This is a genomic window from Bacteroides faecium (genome assembly GCF_012113595.1).
Lineage (GTDB): Bacteria > Bacteroidota > Bacteroidia > Bacteroidales > Bacteroidaceae > Bacteroides > Bacteroides faecium.
Genome location: NZ_CP050831.1, coordinates 4,991,637 through 5,006,649 on the forward strand (window position 1 = coordinate 4,991,637; position 15,013 = coordinate 5,006,649).

14 protein-coding genes and 2 tRNA genes are annotated in these 15,013 nt (G+C 37.9%); 6 read left to right on the forward strand and 10 right to left on the reverse strand.

Features of this window, described 5'->3' with window-relative positions:
* The first annotated feature begins 6 nt into the window (after nt 1–6).
* Complete coding sequence (locus BacF7301_RS18465) at nt 7–1,050, forward strand: ATP-binding protein (RefSeq protein ID WP_167965111.1); 1,044 nt, start codon at nt 7–9, stop codon at nt 1,048–1,050.
* The gene (locus tag BacF7301_RS18470) at nt 1,037–1,591 is read left to right on the forward strand and encodes a hypothetical protein (protein WP_167965113.1); all 555 of its coding nucleotides are present in this window, start codon (nt 1,037–1,039) and stop codon (nt 1,589–1,591) included. Before BacF7301_RS18465 ends, BacF7301_RS18470 begins: the two co-directional genes overlap by 14 nt.
* A gap of 266 nt (nt 1,592–1,857) precedes the next feature.
* On the opposite strand, the gene BacF7301_RS18475 is transcribed toward BacF7301_RS18470, so the two are convergent.
* The 5 genes from BacF7301_RS18475 to BacF7301_RS18495 form a co-directional block, all read right to left on the reverse strand.
* Entirely contained in the window at nt 1,858–3,444 is a 1,587-nt protein-coding gene (locus tag BacF7301_RS18475; RefSeq protein WP_167965115.1) for a tetratricopeptide repeat protein, read from the reverse strand.
* Between the two features lie 33 nt (nt 3,445–3,477).
* Nucleotides 3,478–3,852 carry a tetratricopeptide repeat protein gene (locus BacF7301_RS18480; protein ID WP_167965117.1) on the reverse strand — a complete coding sequence of 125 codons (375 nt, stop codon included), beginning with the start codon at nt 3,850–3,852 and terminating at the stop codon, nt 3,478–3,480.
* A 1,070-nt stretch (nt 3,853–4,922) separates the two neighbouring features.
* Nucleotides 4,923–5,405: an HU family DNA-binding protein gene (locus BacF7301_RS18485; RefSeq protein ID WP_167965119.1), complete on the reverse strand. Its 483-nt coding sequence runs from the start codon at nt 5,403–5,405 to the stop codon at nt 4,923–4,925.
* A 461-nt stretch (nt 5,406–5,866) separates the two neighbouring features.
* Nucleotides 5,867–7,306 (reverse strand): tagaturonate reductase, encoded by a 1,440-nt coding sequence (locus BacF7301_RS18490; protein ID WP_167965121.1) that lies wholly within the window; start codon nt 7,304–7,306, stop codon nt 5,867–5,869.
* Nucleotides 7,307–7,332: 26 nt separating this feature from the next.
* Nucleotides 7,333–8,400: a LacI family DNA-binding transcriptional regulator gene (locus BacF7301_RS18495; RefSeq protein ID WP_167965123.1), complete on the reverse strand. Its 1,068-nt coding sequence runs from the start codon at nt 8,398–8,400 to the stop codon at nt 7,333–7,335.
* Nucleotides 8,401–8,598: 198 nt separating this feature from the next.
* Here BacF7301_RS18495 and uxaC point away from each other — a divergent pair, with 198 nt between their 5' ends.
* Nucleotides 8,599–10,005: a glucuronate isomerase gene (gene uxaC, locus BacF7301_RS18500; RefSeq protein WP_167965125.1), complete on the forward strand. Its 1,407-nt coding sequence runs from the start codon at nt 8,599–8,601 to the stop codon at nt 10,003–10,005.
* A 180-nt stretch (nt 10,006–10,185) separates the two neighbouring features.
* On the opposite strand, the gene BacF7301_RS18505 is transcribed toward uxaC, so the two are convergent.
* The 4 genes from BacF7301_RS18505 to BacF7301_RS18520 all read right to left on the reverse strand — a co-directional run bounded on the left by BacF7301_RS18505 (nt 10,186) and on the right by BacF7301_RS18520 (nt 12,728).
* Nucleotides 10,186–10,258: transfer RNA gene (locus BacF7301_RS18505), tRNA-Lys, on the reverse strand.
* Between the two features lie 33 nt (nt 10,259–10,291).
* Nucleotides 10,292–10,364 (reverse strand) — tRNA-Lys (locus tag BacF7301_RS18510).
* A gap of 89 nt (nt 10,365–10,453) precedes the next feature.
* On the reverse strand, nt 10,454–11,257 hold the full coding sequence (locus tag BacF7301_RS18515) for an MBL fold metallo-hydrolase (protein ID WP_121764976.1): 804 nt from the start codon (nt 11,255–11,257) through the stop codon (nt 10,454–10,456).
* Between the two features lie 82 nt (nt 11,258–11,339).
* The gene (locus BacF7301_RS18520) at nt 11,340–12,728 is read right to left on the reverse strand and encodes a peptide MFS transporter (RefSeq protein ID WP_167965127.1); all 1,389 of its coding nucleotides are present in this window, start codon (nt 12,726–12,728) and stop codon (nt 11,340–11,342) included.
* 99 nt (nt 12,729–12,827) lie between these two features.
* On the opposite strand from BacF7301_RS18520, the gene BacF7301_RS18525 reads away from it, so the two are divergent.
* A complete protein-coding gene (locus tag BacF7301_RS18525; RefSeq protein WP_022138799.1) occupies nt 12,828–13,250 on the forward strand; it encodes a BT0820 family HAD-type phosphatase in 423 nt (140 codons plus the stop codon).
* Between the two features lie 218 nt (nt 13,251–13,468).
* Here BacF7301_RS18525 and BacF7301_RS18530 read toward each other — a convergent pair whose 3' ends face one another.
* Complete coding sequence (locus BacF7301_RS18530; RefSeq protein ID WP_167965129.1) at nt 13,469–13,717, reverse strand: DUF6965 family protein; 249 nt, start codon at nt 13,715–13,717, stop codon at nt 13,469–13,471.
* Between the two features lie 172 nt (nt 13,718–13,889).
* Here BacF7301_RS18530 and BacF7301_RS18535 point away from each other — a divergent pair, with 172 nt between their 5' ends.
* Together BacF7301_RS18535 and BacF7301_RS18540 are read left to right on the forward strand one after the other, a co-directional pair.
* Nucleotides 13,890–14,339, forward strand: a complete 450-nt coding sequence (locus BacF7301_RS18535) for a DoxX family protein (RefSeq protein ID WP_167967245.1) — start codon at nt 13,890–13,892, stop codon at nt 14,337–14,339.
* A gap of 94 nt (nt 14,340–14,433) precedes the next feature.
* Nucleotides 14,434–14,985 carry a DUF3332 domain-containing protein gene (locus BacF7301_RS18540; protein WP_167965131.1) on the forward strand — a complete coding sequence of 184 codons (552 nt, stop codon included), beginning with the start codon at nt 14,434–14,436 and terminating at the stop codon, nt 14,983–14,985.
* Nucleotides 14,986–15,013: the final 28 nt, after the last annotated feature.

Sequence of the window (15,013 nt, forward strand, 5' to 3'; positions counted from 1 at the left end):
GCAATAATGATTGAACGTTTATATTTAAACAACTTTACCTGCTTTGATGATTCTGTCTTTGATTTCTGTAAAGGCATCAATATTTTTATAGGTCGTAACGGAACCGGTAAAACTCACATATTGAAATGTTTGGCAGCATCCATGAAAGCCAATGCCTTGTTTAGCCAATCTACATCAAAAACCAAAGACAAGTTCGGAGATTTGCTGTCAGAGAAGTTAATCGGTTATTTCAAGCCTGATTCTTTAGGACATTTGGTAAACAAATACGGTTTGGGGGCGGCTTCGGTAAAAGTAGAACTGACTACGGGAGATATCGCATATAATTTCGGAGAAAGGGCATCATTGGTGAAGACAGATAATAATGCATACATTGAGCAACCCCACTTTATTTATATTCCCCCAAGAGAAATGTTTTCCTTATTCGAAGGGTTTATCAGCCTATATGAACGAAGGGAAATCTCCTTTGATGAAACTTATTTGGATTTAGCCAAAGCAATGGACGTCTCTCCACTGAAAAACGAAGCATTGAAAAGGGCAAAAGACATGTTGGCTCCTATATTGGCAAAATGGAATATAGACGTAATGCGAAAAGGAAATCGTTTTTATGTTATTGATGATAGCCAAGAATACGAAGCCCATCTAGTAGCAGAAGGATTAAGAAAAGTAGCTACTATCCTATATTTGTGTATCAACGGAGAACTTAGACCAGGTAGTATCCTATTTTGGGACGAACCAGAATCGAATATGAACCCCAATTTAATTTCAATTATTGTTGATTTATTAATGGAGCTGGCACAAAAACACGGAATCCAGATTTTCTTGTCAACGCATGATTATCTATTATCACATAAGTTATCGATGATGGCAGAATATGCTGAGGAAACTAGTCCGGCAATGCGTTTCTTTAGTTTATATAAAGATGGACACCGGGTAGAAGCAGAAATTGCCAACCAGTTAGTAGATATAGCCCATAATCCTATTTTAGAAGAATATTCGGCTTTTTATGATTTAGAAAACGAATATATAAAGAGGCATAATGAAAGAGTTTAAAGAGAGTGGTCTTGTTTTCAGATTTGATGATAGATGGGAAGTTTACCAACTGGACGAAGAAGCTGATTATCGCCAAAAGATATGCAAACAAATACCAGAAACCCGATGTATAGACTTTATCGGATTTAATGACGCAGATAAAATTTTGCTATTTATTGAAGTCAAAGGTTTTAGAGGATATGGCGATAAAAAGAATGTGCAACGTTTGACCGGTGAGAAAGATGACATAACAGTGGAAATAGCCCAAAAAGTGAAAGATTCTTTAGCTACAATCATTGGCGGTGCACGAAATTCTACTAATTTACCTGATGTGTGGAAGAGTCATGTGGGACATCTTAATGATAATGGCAACTTAAAAGTGATTGCATGGGTGGAGTTAGATGTTTCAACAGAGAATTTGTTACGACGAGCTAAAACAAATATGTCTACAAGACGGAAAGAACTAAGAAAACGACTAACTTGGCTCACTTCAGACGTGGATATACTCAATACACGTGCTTATAATAATGAGTTGGAAGGAATGGAAGTAAGTTTGATATAGCTATTATTTCGCTGTTCTGAAATAGAGCTATATACACAAAGTCCTAAATATGTCTATTTGTTTCTCAAGAAGGAGTTGACTACAGGGAGTTATATTTGTATTGTTCAGAAAAGAATTATACACACTTAAGTCGATTGTAAAAGACACTGTCCTAAATATTGTAGACAGTGTCCTAATTTACAGTTCTTCTAGTATCCTGATACTTCAATGAGTACTAAAATTCATTTTTATAATCAAAGATATAAAACCAACTTTATTTAATCCCATCATCTATCAATATCTGAAGGATAAGCAGCCGGAACCCCATTTAACCAATCTTGGCCTATAGCAAATGAGGATAATTCTAGCCCCTTCTTAAATTCCTTATGTAATCCATACAAAACATTTGAAGAATCATACCAAGGGATGCTAACGAAGCTTGCTCTAGAATAACTGTTTTTTTTCATAGCCTTCCTATTCAATCCACCAGTTTGTAAGTTTGCATTAGAAACATTATCTGAATTTCCGTGAATAAAATCCCCTTTAATTATTGCTTCAGAGTCTTTTGCCAAATATGGACCATGCAAAAAGCCATCATCATCCATATAAGCTTCTACCGAAAATCCAGTGGAATCCTGTCTCTTAAATTTAACTATAATATTATCTTTATACTCAGCTGTGATCTGAATATTTTTACCCGAAGTATATTTCTTTTGATATGTGAAAGGTCCATTAAATATTCCATTCCGATATGTAACATTTATGTTGTATTCAACATCGCTTTCACGATATTTAATCTTCCAAACCCCATCTCTATAATCATCTTTAAAATTTCCGTTTATAGTTAATTTAGGAATAGCTTTATCTTTCAATACTTGAACCTTTTCCTTCGAAGTGTATTCAAATATTCCATGATATATTCTTAAATCCCCAATTTCATAATATTGATAAGTACAATTTCCAGTATGACGTACATAAGCATTATAATATCTTAAAGGCAAAGGGTACTCGCCTATGTATGTTTTTATTTTACTTTTATAAGTCTTTTCTAAATTATCATATGATATCCCAACAACTTCTTTGAACATACTTTTTGCTTCATCAGCTCCCTGTTGAGAAGCTAACAAGATATATTTCATAGCTATTCCAGTCCAATTACTGCCCGCTGCTTTATAATTTTGATAACATGAAATTTGCGCATTAAGATACCCATTATTTGCAGCTTTAACCATCCACATCCAACCTTTTCGTTCATTTTTCACTACTCCTGTTCCATCTGTATAAAAAAGAGCCAAAATATATTGTGCCATAGCATCTCCTTGTGCAGCAGCCTTAGAATACCATTCAAAAGCTTTTGTTGCATTCTTTTCCACTCCCATTCCTTTATAATAAAAGCGACCTACACTACGCTCTGCAGCAGCAAGGCCTTGTGTAGCAGCTTTAGAGTACCATTCAAAAGCTTTGGCTATATTCTTTTCAATGCCTTCTCCTTCTTCGTAACAGTAGCCTACAGCACACTCTGCAGCAGCAAGGCCTTGTGTAGCGGCTTTAGAATACCATTCAAAGGCTTTAATCACATTCTTTTCCACTACTACTCCATTTTCATAGAAGTACCCCACATTATATTCAGCTTTAGCATAGCCTTGTGCGGCAGCTTTAGAATACCATTCGAAAGCTTTCACATAATCCCTTTTATTATACAACTCTGTCCCCATTTCAAACTGCAATTCAGGATCTCCTTGATTAGCACTCTCCATAAGTTCCTGTGAATTACTATTTTGAGCTAGACTCGCTAGACTCCAAAATACAAAAACAACAATAGAACAAATTCTTCCTTGAGAACTTGCTAAACTAAACAGTTTCTTATTTTTCATAACCTAAAACAATGTTATTTATACAGAGAATTTTCACTTATTAGAATGTAACTGACAAGCTTTCAACATCTGCTTCGCTTCTTTACTTCCTTGAGCAGCAGCCTTTTCATACCAATAAGTAGCCTTATTTATATCTTTTTTAACCCCATAACCATAAAAATAGAACCACCCTAAGTAATATTGTGCTGGATGATAGTTATTCTCTGCTGATTTTTCCAGCCATTCAATTGCCTTTAATTCATTACGTACAAAGCCCTTTGCACCATTACCATAGTACCATCCAATTTGATACTGTGCTTTAGCATTTCCACCCTGCGCTTTTGCTAAAGTTTTTTCAGTACCTTTGTCTTGCGAATAGCCACTTAATACAAAAAAAGATAACAATAAAAATAAAACTGACCTTTTCATACTTTGTCCTCCTATACGCTTATAAGTCTCCAAATTCAGCCGTTTATTTTAATCAAACGTTACTATACAAGAAAGGCGTGAGACTTGTCTGCCAGTTCATCGAAACTGAGGCATCGCCAAACGCCTGATCAAGAATGAACGAGAAGAAACAATACTCTCACGCCATTTTGACATATGGATACAGCATAGGCTGCACGAATATATACAAAACAGAATGAGCGTCATATTGCCTCCGTCCTCTTGATTAAAATTTGGCGAATTTCAGTTTCGGGACAAAGCAAAAACGCTTTCTTATGTCTGCTAAAGCACAAATTGTGTCTTAACAATTGCAAAGATACGTTTTTTCTTCAATATGGCGCTCTAATGAGAGTACTATTTCTTCTTAAAATGCTTCTTCTTAGAAAAACGAAAAGCATATGTTATAAAATAGATTTTATCATAATAAGTAACATTAATTTCACTACCACAACTCCAACAGCAGTTCGTTAAACAGTAAAAAGAAAGTGTGGAGTTATTAGTCTATCCGTCAGGAGGTTCTGGTAAACCTAAGCACAAATAAACAATACCCCACACTCATAAAGCATATGTAACATAAATTATACATAGCGATACAAGTGATGAATGTTATTGCTTCCCTGTGCTTTTTGAAATTTACCAGATTTCCTGACAAGGATAAAAGCTAAACACTTTCATCAATCAATATAATGTTGAGCAACTTACGCCACTACAACGTTGCAAAGATAAAAATTATTTCTCACAAATAACATTTTTTGAAGAGGTTGATACAAGAAAAACCAAGATATCCCTCGCTTTTTCAATAAACAGGAAACATAAAGAGACGGAGAAACAAAATATAAATCCAGTAGAAGTCCCGTTTTTCCGTACGCTATTCTTACCAAAACTCTACGTCTGATAGCAAATACGCCATTAGGCAACGGTAAAATCGTCGTTGGGCAACCATGAATTCACCGTTGCCCAACGGCGATTTACACCATACCTACCCGAAATGTCAAAAAAATAGGGAAAGTCCCCGAAAGAACTTTCCCTATCAAAAGCAATTTTAGTAAAAACTAGGCTGCCGGATCTGGGGTTTCTCCGGAATCTCCACCGGAACCACCGCCTGCACCGGGATTCCCACTGTTGCCACCATTCGTATCTGCCACATTACCGCCAAACAACTCTATGCTCGCAGAGCCAAGCATTTCCTTGAACGCACTTCCCGGAGTAAAGACTATCTTTCTCCTAATAATAGTATTGGCATTCACGTCTTCTAAATTGTCTTGGCTTTCCGCATTAATAGCAGGACGGAATGAACCGAACTCTCCTAGCTTCACAGAAAATCCCTCTTCTACAAAGGCTACCATCGTATCCTGCACTCCTTTCAGCACTACATCCACCATAGCACGATGAATCCCCGTTCGCTGATTTACCTCGTCACACAGCTTGCTATAGCTGATACTTCCAACTAATACGTTTGCTGCAACGTACTTTTCCACTTTATTTTCTTTGTCGAAGCATAAAGTGATCTGCTTCTTTTTATAGCGTATAGCCATACTTTTCTAAAATTTAATTTAATAATAATAGGAAGCCACTCTATTGACTTCACAACAAAGGTATCAGTATCATTTGAGATTTCCTAACGGGGAAATTATGGAAAAAGACTGTTTTATTCTTAGTTTATTTACAACTATAAAGTGCAGCACATAAAAAGTAAATTCAAGTCAACAAAACAATATATACAATTGATAACTAATGTATTAAATTTAAAACTTAAAAGAAAATAGGCGACAATAAAAAATTAGACGGCCTACTAAGGATTTGAAGCTTTCAAAAACGCGGAAAGTAAGAAAATTAAGAATGAGAAAAATAAAAAATGCAGAAACAGAGAATTTTCACTTTTAAGAATCATTAACCAACCATTCCAGACAAGCAAACAAAAAGAGCGTTTTGATAGTTATATTCCCTATCAAAACACCCCTTATATTCATGTTCGACTTTCGTCGTCTCTTATCTATTACAGGATACCTTTCACAGTCTCCATCATACCTTTTTCCTGAATTGAATCTAAATCCGCTTTCACGGCTTCTGCCAGTCCCGGAATCTTATTCAAGTCTTCACCCCAGATAAATTCTGCACCCAGAACACCTTCAGTTACTTTCTTTGTGCAGCCAGTAGCCCAAAGGTCTTTCAGCAAATTCATAATTTCAGGAGCGTCGTTCGGTACAATTTCAGCACCGTCTGCACGCACACCGCCCTTATAATAAGTAATAATAGCAGCCAAACCAAGTACCAATCCTTTCGGAAGCTCACCTTTGCGTTCCAAATAAGTTTTCAATCCCGGAAGATCACGAGTTTCGTATTTCGGGAATGAGTTCAGCATAATGCTTGTAACTGCATGGTCTACGAACGGATTATTGAAACGTTCCAATACGTCATTAGCAAATTTCTCTAATTCATCTTTCGGCAAATTCAATGTTTCCATCAGTTCGTCAAACATTACCTTATGGATATATTTACCGATTACTTCGTGCTGACAAGCATCACGAACGATATTCACTCCGGACAGATAAGCAACCGGAGAAAGAACCGTATGAGGACCATTCAACAGAGTAACTTTACGTTCATGGTAAGGAGCTTCCGAAGGAACGAACAATACATTCAAACCTGCCTTGTCAGCCGGGAATTCTTTAGCCACTTCCTGCGGAGCTTCGATTACCCACAGATGGAAGATTTCAGCCTGAACAACCAAGTTATCATCATATTGCAATTTTTCTTTGATAGCAGCAATATCCTTGCGTGGGAATCCCGGAACGATACGGTCTACCAATGTTGCATATACGCCACAAGCTTCTTCAAACCAAGTTTTGAATTCATTACTCAGGTTCCACAATTCAATATACTGATAAATCGTTTCTTTCAGTTTGTGACCGTTCAGGAAGATAAGTTCGCAAGGGAAGATAATCAAACCTTTCGTTTTGTCACCGTTGAATGTTTTAAAACGATGATACAGCAATTGAGTCAATTTACCCGGATATGATGAAGCAGGAGCATCATCAAGTTTGCAAGTCGGATCAAAAGCGATACCTGCTTCTGTAGTATTTGAAATAACGAAACGCATTTCCGGTTGCTCTGCCAACTTCATGAACTCATCATTTTGAGTATACGGGTTTAACGCACGACTGATTACATCAATCATTGTCAAGCTGTTAACCGCTTCCCCTTTATCCAATCCTTGAAGATTAACATGATAAAGATCATCTTGTGCATTCAGCATATCGACCATGCCTTTATCAATAGGTTGAACCACTACAACACTGCTGTTAAAGTCAGTTTTTTGGTTCATGTTATAAATAATCCAATCTACAAAAGCGCGTAAAAAGTTACCTTCGCCAAATTGAATAATACGCTCCGGACGTTGTACTTTAGGAGCAGTTTCTTTGTTTAATGCTTTCATGTTAGTTGTAATTTATAAAGTTGATATTATACAAATTCAAAATAAAAATCAATATTCTCCTTAATCAGAATGTCGATAGGCATATATTTTACGGGCTCAATATGCTTCTTAAACACGACATAATCGCACAGAGCTTTCACTCCGCAATATCCTTGTAATCCGGGACGCTGCCCGATTAAATAATGCACATCGCCCGATTTTAGCAGCTCTACGTTCGCTTTCAAAAGGTCATACCCTATCAACCCCTTCATACTACGACCTGCGTGACGGAGATATTCTCCTAACTGATATACTCTGGAATTAAATACCACGCCGAGCACAGCCTTCGGATGCGTCTGAAAAAACTCATCCAATGTCTGCTGATTGTTTTCCTGATTGGATTTATTCAGTATCACTTCATGGATCACCAAGTTGTCATACTCTTCGGTAATATAACTCATAAAGCCTTCCAAACGGCGCTGCATCTGTATTTCAGCAGGGTTATCCTTATTATTGCTTAAAAACAGAACCAGTTCCTGCCCTTCTCCTACCGAATAATTGCGCATTAATATTTTAGCCGCGATATATCCACTTTTGTATGAATCTTGCCCGATATATGTCAATGCATCCACCTCTTCCATATTGAAATCGACAAATGCATAAGCTATCTTATTCTCTTGCAGATAGGCTGTCAATGACAATGTTTCTTCCCTAAAATTCGGAGCAATCAATACGGCATCCACGTTACTTTCCTTAATAGAACGGCAGGCTTCCTGATAGCTTTGCTCATCACCATGATGATAGCACAGGTAATCAACGCTCACATTGAAAGGACGCAACTCTTGTCGGGCACGTTCAATGCCACCCACTACCGAATGCCAATAATCATGTTCTATATAATAAGGAATCAGACAAATGAAAGAGTATTTCTTTTTAGCAGCCAATCCGATAGCGAACACATTAGGCTGATAATGAATCTCATCCAGCACCTTTTGTACTTTAGCTTTGCTCTTGGGAGATACGTCACCGCGATTGTGCAATACCCTGTCAACCGTTCCGGCAGAAACACCCGCCATGCGAGCTATGTCTTTAATGGTATAGTTCTGGTCCTCCATAGTGCTAAAACTTAAATATTATAAATAATCGCTGCAAATATACGAATTATTTTGTTACTCCAAGTAAATTTTCTATTTTTGTGTTCGATAACGGTTAATAAAACTAAAACGAGATTTACACCTATTAGCTTTAGAATCAATACTATATAGGTATAAATATAGAAAGTAATAATTTTATACACTTAAAACACAGTAATAATGAAGAACTTCATGGACGAAAACTTTTTGTTGCAGACAGAAACTGCACAAAAGTTGTATCACGAGCATGCGGCTAAAATGCCGATCATCGACTATCACTGTCACTTAATCCCACAAATGGTAGCTGACGACTACAAGTTTAAATCACTGACTGAAATCTGGCTGGGTGGCGACCACTACAAATGGCGCGCAATGCGTACAAATGGCGTAGATGAACGCTTTTGTACAGGTAAAGATACCACAGACTGGGAGAAATTCGAAAAATGGGCTGAAACCGTTCCTTATACATTCCGCAACCCATTGTATCACTGGACTCACCTTGAACTGAAGACTGCATTCGGCATCAATAAGATATTGAACCCGCAAACTGCACGTGAGATTTACGATGAATGTAACGAGAAGCTAGCTCAACCTGAATATTCAGCTCGCGGAATGATGCGTCGTTACCATGTAGAAGCAGTATGCACTACTGACGATCCAATCGATTCACTGGAATACCACATCAAAACCCGTGAAAGCGGATTTGAAGTAAAGATGCTGCCAACTTGGCGTCCGGATAAAGCAATGGCAGTAGAAGTTCCTGCCGACTTCCGTGCTTACGTAGAAAAACTGGCAGAAGTAAGCGGTGTTACTATCTCCAACTTTGATGATATGATTGCTGCTTTACGTAAACGCCATGACTTCTTCGCAGAACAAGGATGCCGTTTGTCTGACCATGGTATCGAAGAATTCTACGCAGAAGACTATACAGACGCAGAAATCAAAGCTATATTTAATAAGGTATATGGAGGTGCCGAACTGACAAAAGAAGAAATTCTGAAGTTCAAATCAGCTATGCTCGTGATTTTCGGAGAGATGGATTGGGAAAAAGGATGGACGCAGCAATTCCACTATGGAGCTATCCGTAACAACAACACCAAGATGTTTAAACTGTTAGGCGCCGACACCGGTTTTGACTCTATCGGTGAATTTACAACTGCTAAAGCAATGGCTAAATTCCTCGACCGCCTGAACACCAACGGCAAATTGACTAAAACAATCCTCTATAATCTGAATCCATGCGCAAATGAAGTAATCGCTACCATGTTAGGCAACTTCCAGGATGGTTCCGTAGCAGGAAAAATCCAATTTGGTTCCGGATGGTGGTTCCTGGATCAAAAAGACGGCATGGAAAAACAAATGAACGCTTTGTCCGTACTCGGTCTTTTAAGCCGCTTTGTAGGTATGCTGACAGACTCCCGCTCATTCCTCTCCTATCCTCGTCACGAATACTTCCGTCGTACATTATGCAACCTGGTAGGACGTGATGTAGAGAACGGAGAAATCCCGGCGTCTGAAATGGAACGCGTTAATCAGATGATTGAAGATATCAGCTATAACAACGCAAAGAACTTCTTCAAGTTCTAATATACCGCAGTTAAAATACAAATGCCGCTGTTTGAGTTTCAATTCAAGCAGTGGCATTTTATTTTATCTCATTCCTCAAAATTCCCCAGAATCCAGGAATGTTCCATGTTCTGAAAACCTTCAGCCAATAGAGAGACTATAAATAAAAAAAGAAGCAACATCTGTTACTTCTTCTATTTGTACACCCTCAGGGATTCGAACCCTGGACCCACTGATTAAGAGTCAGTTGCTCTACCAACTGAGCTAAGAGTGCAACATTAAATTTACGTTGCAACTTCGGAACTTGTACACCCTCAGGGATTCGAACCCTGGACCCACTGATTAAGAGTCAGTTGCTCTACCAACTGAGCTAAGAGTGCTTATTTCCTCGTTTGCGGTTGCAAAAGTAGGTCTTTTATTTTATTTGACCAAACAATAATGCAGCTTTTTTACTATCTTTTTTTTGCTTTTATTCGAACACATAAAGCTCGGAAGGCGTATTTCGCTTTAAAGCAAGCAGTTGCACATCTTTGCCAACAATAACACCTTTGTTCTTTAATTTCCATTCCACAGTTTTAAAGGCCAACTCCGGATGATTATTGTCTTTGCTCAAGTGGCATAGCCAGATATATCGCAAGTGTTCCGTGATATTTTCCGCTAAAAATTCTGCGGTATCGGAGTTACTCATGTGTCCGGTCTTACTCGTGATCCGCTCTTTCAAATATTGAGGATAAGGACCCATTTTGAGCATTTCTTCGTCATAATTAGCTTCGAGAATCAGATAGTGAGCCTTACTAATATAATGAGCTGCCGTAGGCGTAATTTCCCCAAGGTCGGTTAAGAAAGAAAATACTTTGCCATCTATTTCGATACAGTACCCTACATTATCCGTACCGTCATGCGGGACTTCAAAAGATTCAATACGAAAATCTTCTAAAACCATAGGCTCCTGCTTTTCCAGATAACGAACCGATGAACTAAGTTTCTCCGTCATGCAATAACTACGATTGATTCCTGCATGAATACGTGCCGTTGTGTAGACGGGAATGTTTAACTTCTCACCCAAATGGCCTACGGCTTTGATATGATCCGCATGATCGTGCGTAATAAATACGGCACGAATACTATCCATCAAGATATTAAAATCCTTCAGTGTTTTTTTTATAGTACGAATACCGATTCCAGCATCTATCAGTATTCCATAGGTTTCAGTGCCCAGATAATAACAGTTTCCACTACTGCCACTCGCCAAGCTTATAAATTTCACTTTCATGTCTCAACTTCTTTATTAAAATGCAAAATGCCGTCAACTTTTACAGCAAAGTGACGGCAAATATACGTAAAAAAGGAGAGATTTACTGATTAGCCTTCTTCTTTTTGTCGATGAATTCGGTGATTTTTGCAAATAATAGCAATGCTATAGCAGCAATCAGACCAATTGCAGCGAAGTAATACCATATATAATGGGCATTTCCGCTGGCTGCCTCCCATGCTGCACGTGTCTCAAACAAAGCAGGATCCGGACAATATTTAGTCAGCAGGATTCCCGCCAACCCAAAACCGAAAATAGACGAGAGGAAAGAATGTAAGTGACTAAATCCTAAATACATCCCTTCTTCTCCCTTAGGAGCCTGCAAAGAGAAATATTCCAGATAACGCGGCGAGATGAAACACTCGGCAAGTGCCTGCACAACAATACCCGCAACCATCATCAATGTGATATTGCTCATACCCGAAATCAAGTCGTTACCTAGCAAGTTACCACATGCCATCAATAAAGCCGAAATAGGAATCAGAAACATTCCCACATTCATTGAAGTAATAGCACTGCGTTTTGCCATCCAACGTGTGATAAAACTAACGCAACATACCACCACAAAAGGATTCACATTGGCAATCCATCCCGGTTTTGCCGTTTCGCCTGCCATACGGATCACATACTTGGGCATCGTAGCATAAAGTTGCTGTTGTACCATCCAGAAGCCTGTGACAATCAATATAAGAATCAGTAAACGCCAATTCGTTATAATTCTCATAAATCCCTGCCCAATCTCACGAAGGCTTTTTCCTTCTCCTGCCGTATGAGTAGATTTATAAAGAAGAATAACGGCAAGCAAAGCAATAATAGTCATGGCACCGGAAAAATAATTGATGTAGATATATGCTTGTTCACCAATTACATTCCGCAAAGGATCAATAATTGTTTTACCGGTGAAAGCACCTATATTTACCATCATATAAAAAATAGAATAACCACGGGCACGAGTGGCTTCTGTTGTTTCTTTGGCTACGGAAGCGGAAATAATAGATTTAATGAAAGAACCGCCTACCATAAGAATAAATAAGACAGGCACAATCAGCCAACGGGAACTGCTATCGGGCAAGCCGCTAAATTGTGTCGTTGCACCATAATTCACCAGTCCGGCCGCTTCTAATAAGGTAGGCAAGACTCCTAATCCCAAATATCCGATAGATAATAGGGAAAACGCTATAATCATTGATTTCCGAAAACCAATCTTGTCGGCATAAGCCCCGGAAAAAATAGGAAGCAGATATAATCCACCGGAAAATAAGCCGGAAATCATACTTGCTTCAAAATCGTTAAAACCTAAAATGGAAGATAGATAAATCGTGAGAACGATAAAAACGGCATAATACGCCATACGTTCAAACAGTTCGACTGTGTTGCTAACCCAAAAAGCTCTCGTAAAGCCTTTGGCAGCACGCTGAGGGGAATTGTTCATGTATCGATAATTTTTATTAAAATGTTAATTTGGAACAAAGATACGTTTTTTTGGCTTACTGTCCGTATCTTTGTGTAAAATTAGGTATTAAAAAAAACTATGATTATAGCTGTTGATTTTGACGGAACGATTGTAGAACATCGTTACCCGCGTATTGGTGAAGAAATTCCATTCGCAGTTGATACACTGAAGTTGTTGCAACAAGAAAAGCACCGTTTAATATTATGGAGTGTGCGTGAAGGCTCACTTCTGGACGAAGCTGTCGAATGGTGCAAGGCCAGAGGTTTGGAGTTTTACGCAGTGAATAAGGATTATCCTGAAGAACAAAAAGACCATCAGGGTTTCTCTCGTAAACTGAAAGCCGATATGTTTATAGACGACCGTAACCTGGGCGGCTTGCCGGATTGGGGAGTTATTTATGAAATGATAAAAGAGAAAAAGACATTCGCAGATATATACAGCCAAAATGGAGAAGAGGAAAAACCATCTCTGAAAAAGAAAAAAAGATGGCTGCCTTTTTAAGAGGCACTCAAACAAATGCAAATTTTGCCTATTTAGATTAAAAAAGCGATTAAACAGTCGATTTTTGTGACTATTCGGTGTATATTTGCAAACCCTTATTTCTCGTGCCCTTATTAAAGTCACGAGTATTATATGTTTATTTTGAAAATTGTGCACTCTTATCTGGCGTGATTAGAGTGCACATATATTTATAAATAGTACCATTCGCGCAGTTCCGGCTACGCTTCTTTATCCTCCCATTTCTCCCGAAACTCCCATAATTGCTCAATAATGGGATGGAACGTTGAATTTTCCCAGTTCCTGGCAATCATCGCAACCAAAGACTCCAAATACTGTTTGCCATCAATAATTGTAGTACATTTATTAAGCTGATATTTTTCAGTCGGATAATTTTTAGTTTCAATCATCTTTTTTGCCCAGTCCAGCAACTCCTGAACAGAATCATTGTCATAAGTATGTTGTGCCATATATCTTTTATATTTTCCGACAAAGATACAAAGTTTATTTATTCACGAACAAGGTTACTTGTTTCTTTTCAATATCAAACGTATCTATTTTTTATAATCTTCAAAGAACAAAATCAAGATTTTTTATGTTTATATAAAATAGATAGAGATGAACTTAAAAATAGAACAACTTATGATTTATAATCTTTTATTTCCGACAAAGCCCAATACGACAAAAGCTTCTTTGCTTTTATTGGCAGTCCGAATCATCTTCGGAATATTATTAATGAACCATGGTATACAAAAATGGAGTAATTTCCAGGAACTGTCGACAGCCTTTCCCGATCCGTTGGGAATAGGAAGTCCTATCTCTCTCGGATTAGCCATTTTTGGCGAACTTGTGTGTTCAATGGCATTTATCGTCGGCTTCCTGTATCGGTTGGCAATGATTCCAATGATTTTCACCATGATTGTAGCATTCTTTATAGTTCACGCAAATGATGTATTTGCAGTTAAAGAAATGGCTTTCATCTACTTAGTCGTATTTATCATCATGTATATTGCCGGTCCCGGTAAATTCTCAATTGACCATATAATCGGCTACGAATTGGAACGGCGAAAATCTAAATCTTATAAAAAATAGGAATAATAACCCTAATTAATTAAAAAATAGTATATTTGCATACATTTAAAAGAGAATATATAAACATTTTTTATTAATCAAAAACATTTTTGACATGAAAAGAGGGAAACTGTCTTTAGTCGCAGTAGTACTTAGCGGCAGCCTATTATTCAGTTCTTGTGTAGGTTCATTTGGTTTATTCAATCGCTTATCTTCCTGGAACCAGTCTGTTGGAAACAAATTTGTAAACGAACTTGTATTTTTGGCTTTCAACATCATTCCGGTTTATGGAGTAGCTTATCTGGCTGATGCTTTAGTTATCAACTCTATCGAATTCTGGAGTGGCTCCAATCCGATGGCTAATGTAGGCGACGTGAAGAAAGTAAAAGGAGAAAACGGCAACTACATGGTAAAAACACTTGAGAATGGTTATTCTATCACTAAAGAAGGTAAAACCGCTTCCATGGATCTGATTTACAACAAAGAAGCCAATACTTGGAATGTTGTAGCAAACGGTGAAAGCGCAGAATTGATCAAGATGAACAATGACGGCACAGCTGATCTGTTCTTACCAAACGGCGAAAAGATGAATGTTACACTGGATGCCCAAGGTATGATGGCAGCCCGTCAGGCAACAACAAGCAACCTAATGTTTGCAGCCCGTTAACAATCAAAAGAAAAAAATATAAAGGAGA

Bases quoted from the DNA above. Each gene is read 5' to 3' on its own strand.
- BacF7301_RS18465 (WP_167965111.1), top strand. From the start codon at position 7: ATGATTGAACGTTTATATTTAAACAACTTTACCTGCTTTGATGATTCT.
- BacF7301_RS18470 (WP_167965113.1), top strand. From the start codon at position 1,037: ATGAAAGAGTTTAAAGAGAGTGGTCTTGTTTTCAGATTTGATGATAGA.
- BacF7301_RS18475 (WP_167965115.1), bottom strand. From the start codon at position 3,444: ATGAAAAATAAGAAACTGTTTAGTTTAGCAAGTTCTCAAGGAAGAATT.
- BacF7301_RS18480 (WP_167965117.1), bottom strand. From the start codon at position 3,852: ATGAAAAGGTCAGTTTTATTTTTATTGTTATCTTTTTTTGTATTAAGT.
- BacF7301_RS18485 (WP_167965119.1), bottom strand. From the start codon at position 5,405: ATGGCTATACGCTATAAAAAGAAGCAGATCACTTTATGCTTCGACAAA.
- BacF7301_RS18490 (WP_167965121.1), bottom strand. From the start codon at position 7,306: ATGAAAGCATTAAACAAAGAAACTGCTCCTAAAGTACAACGTCCGGAG.
- BacF7301_RS18495 (WP_167965123.1), bottom strand. From the start codon at position 8,400: ATGGAGGACCAGAACTATACCATTAAAGACATAGCTCGCATGGCGGGT.
- uxaC (WP_167965125.1), top strand. From the start codon at position 8,599: ATGAAGAACTTCATGGACGAAAACTTTTTGTTGCAGACAGAAACTGCA.
- BacF7301_RS18515 (WP_121764976.1), bottom strand. From the start codon at position 11,257: ATGAAAGTGAAATTTATAAGCTTGGCGAGTGGCAGTAGTGGAAACTGT.
- BacF7301_RS18520 (WP_167965127.1), bottom strand. From the start codon at position 12,728: ATGAACAATTCCCCTCAGCGTGCTGCCAAAGGCTTTACGAGAGCTTTT.
- BacF7301_RS18525 (WP_022138799.1), top strand. From the start codon at position 12,828: ATGATTATAGCTGTTGATTTTGACGGAACGATTGTAGAACATCGTTAC.
- BacF7301_RS18530 (WP_167965129.1), bottom strand. From the start codon at position 13,717: ATGGCACAACATACTTATGACAATGATTCTGTTCAGGAGTTGCTGGAC.
- BacF7301_RS18535 (WP_167967245.1), top strand. From the start codon at position 13,890: ATGATTTATAATCTTTTATTTCCGACAAAGCCCAATACGACAAAAGCT.
- BacF7301_RS18540 (WP_167965131.1), top strand. From the start codon at position 14,434: ATGAAAAGAGGGAAACTGTCTTTAGTCGCAGTAGTACTTAGCGGCAGC.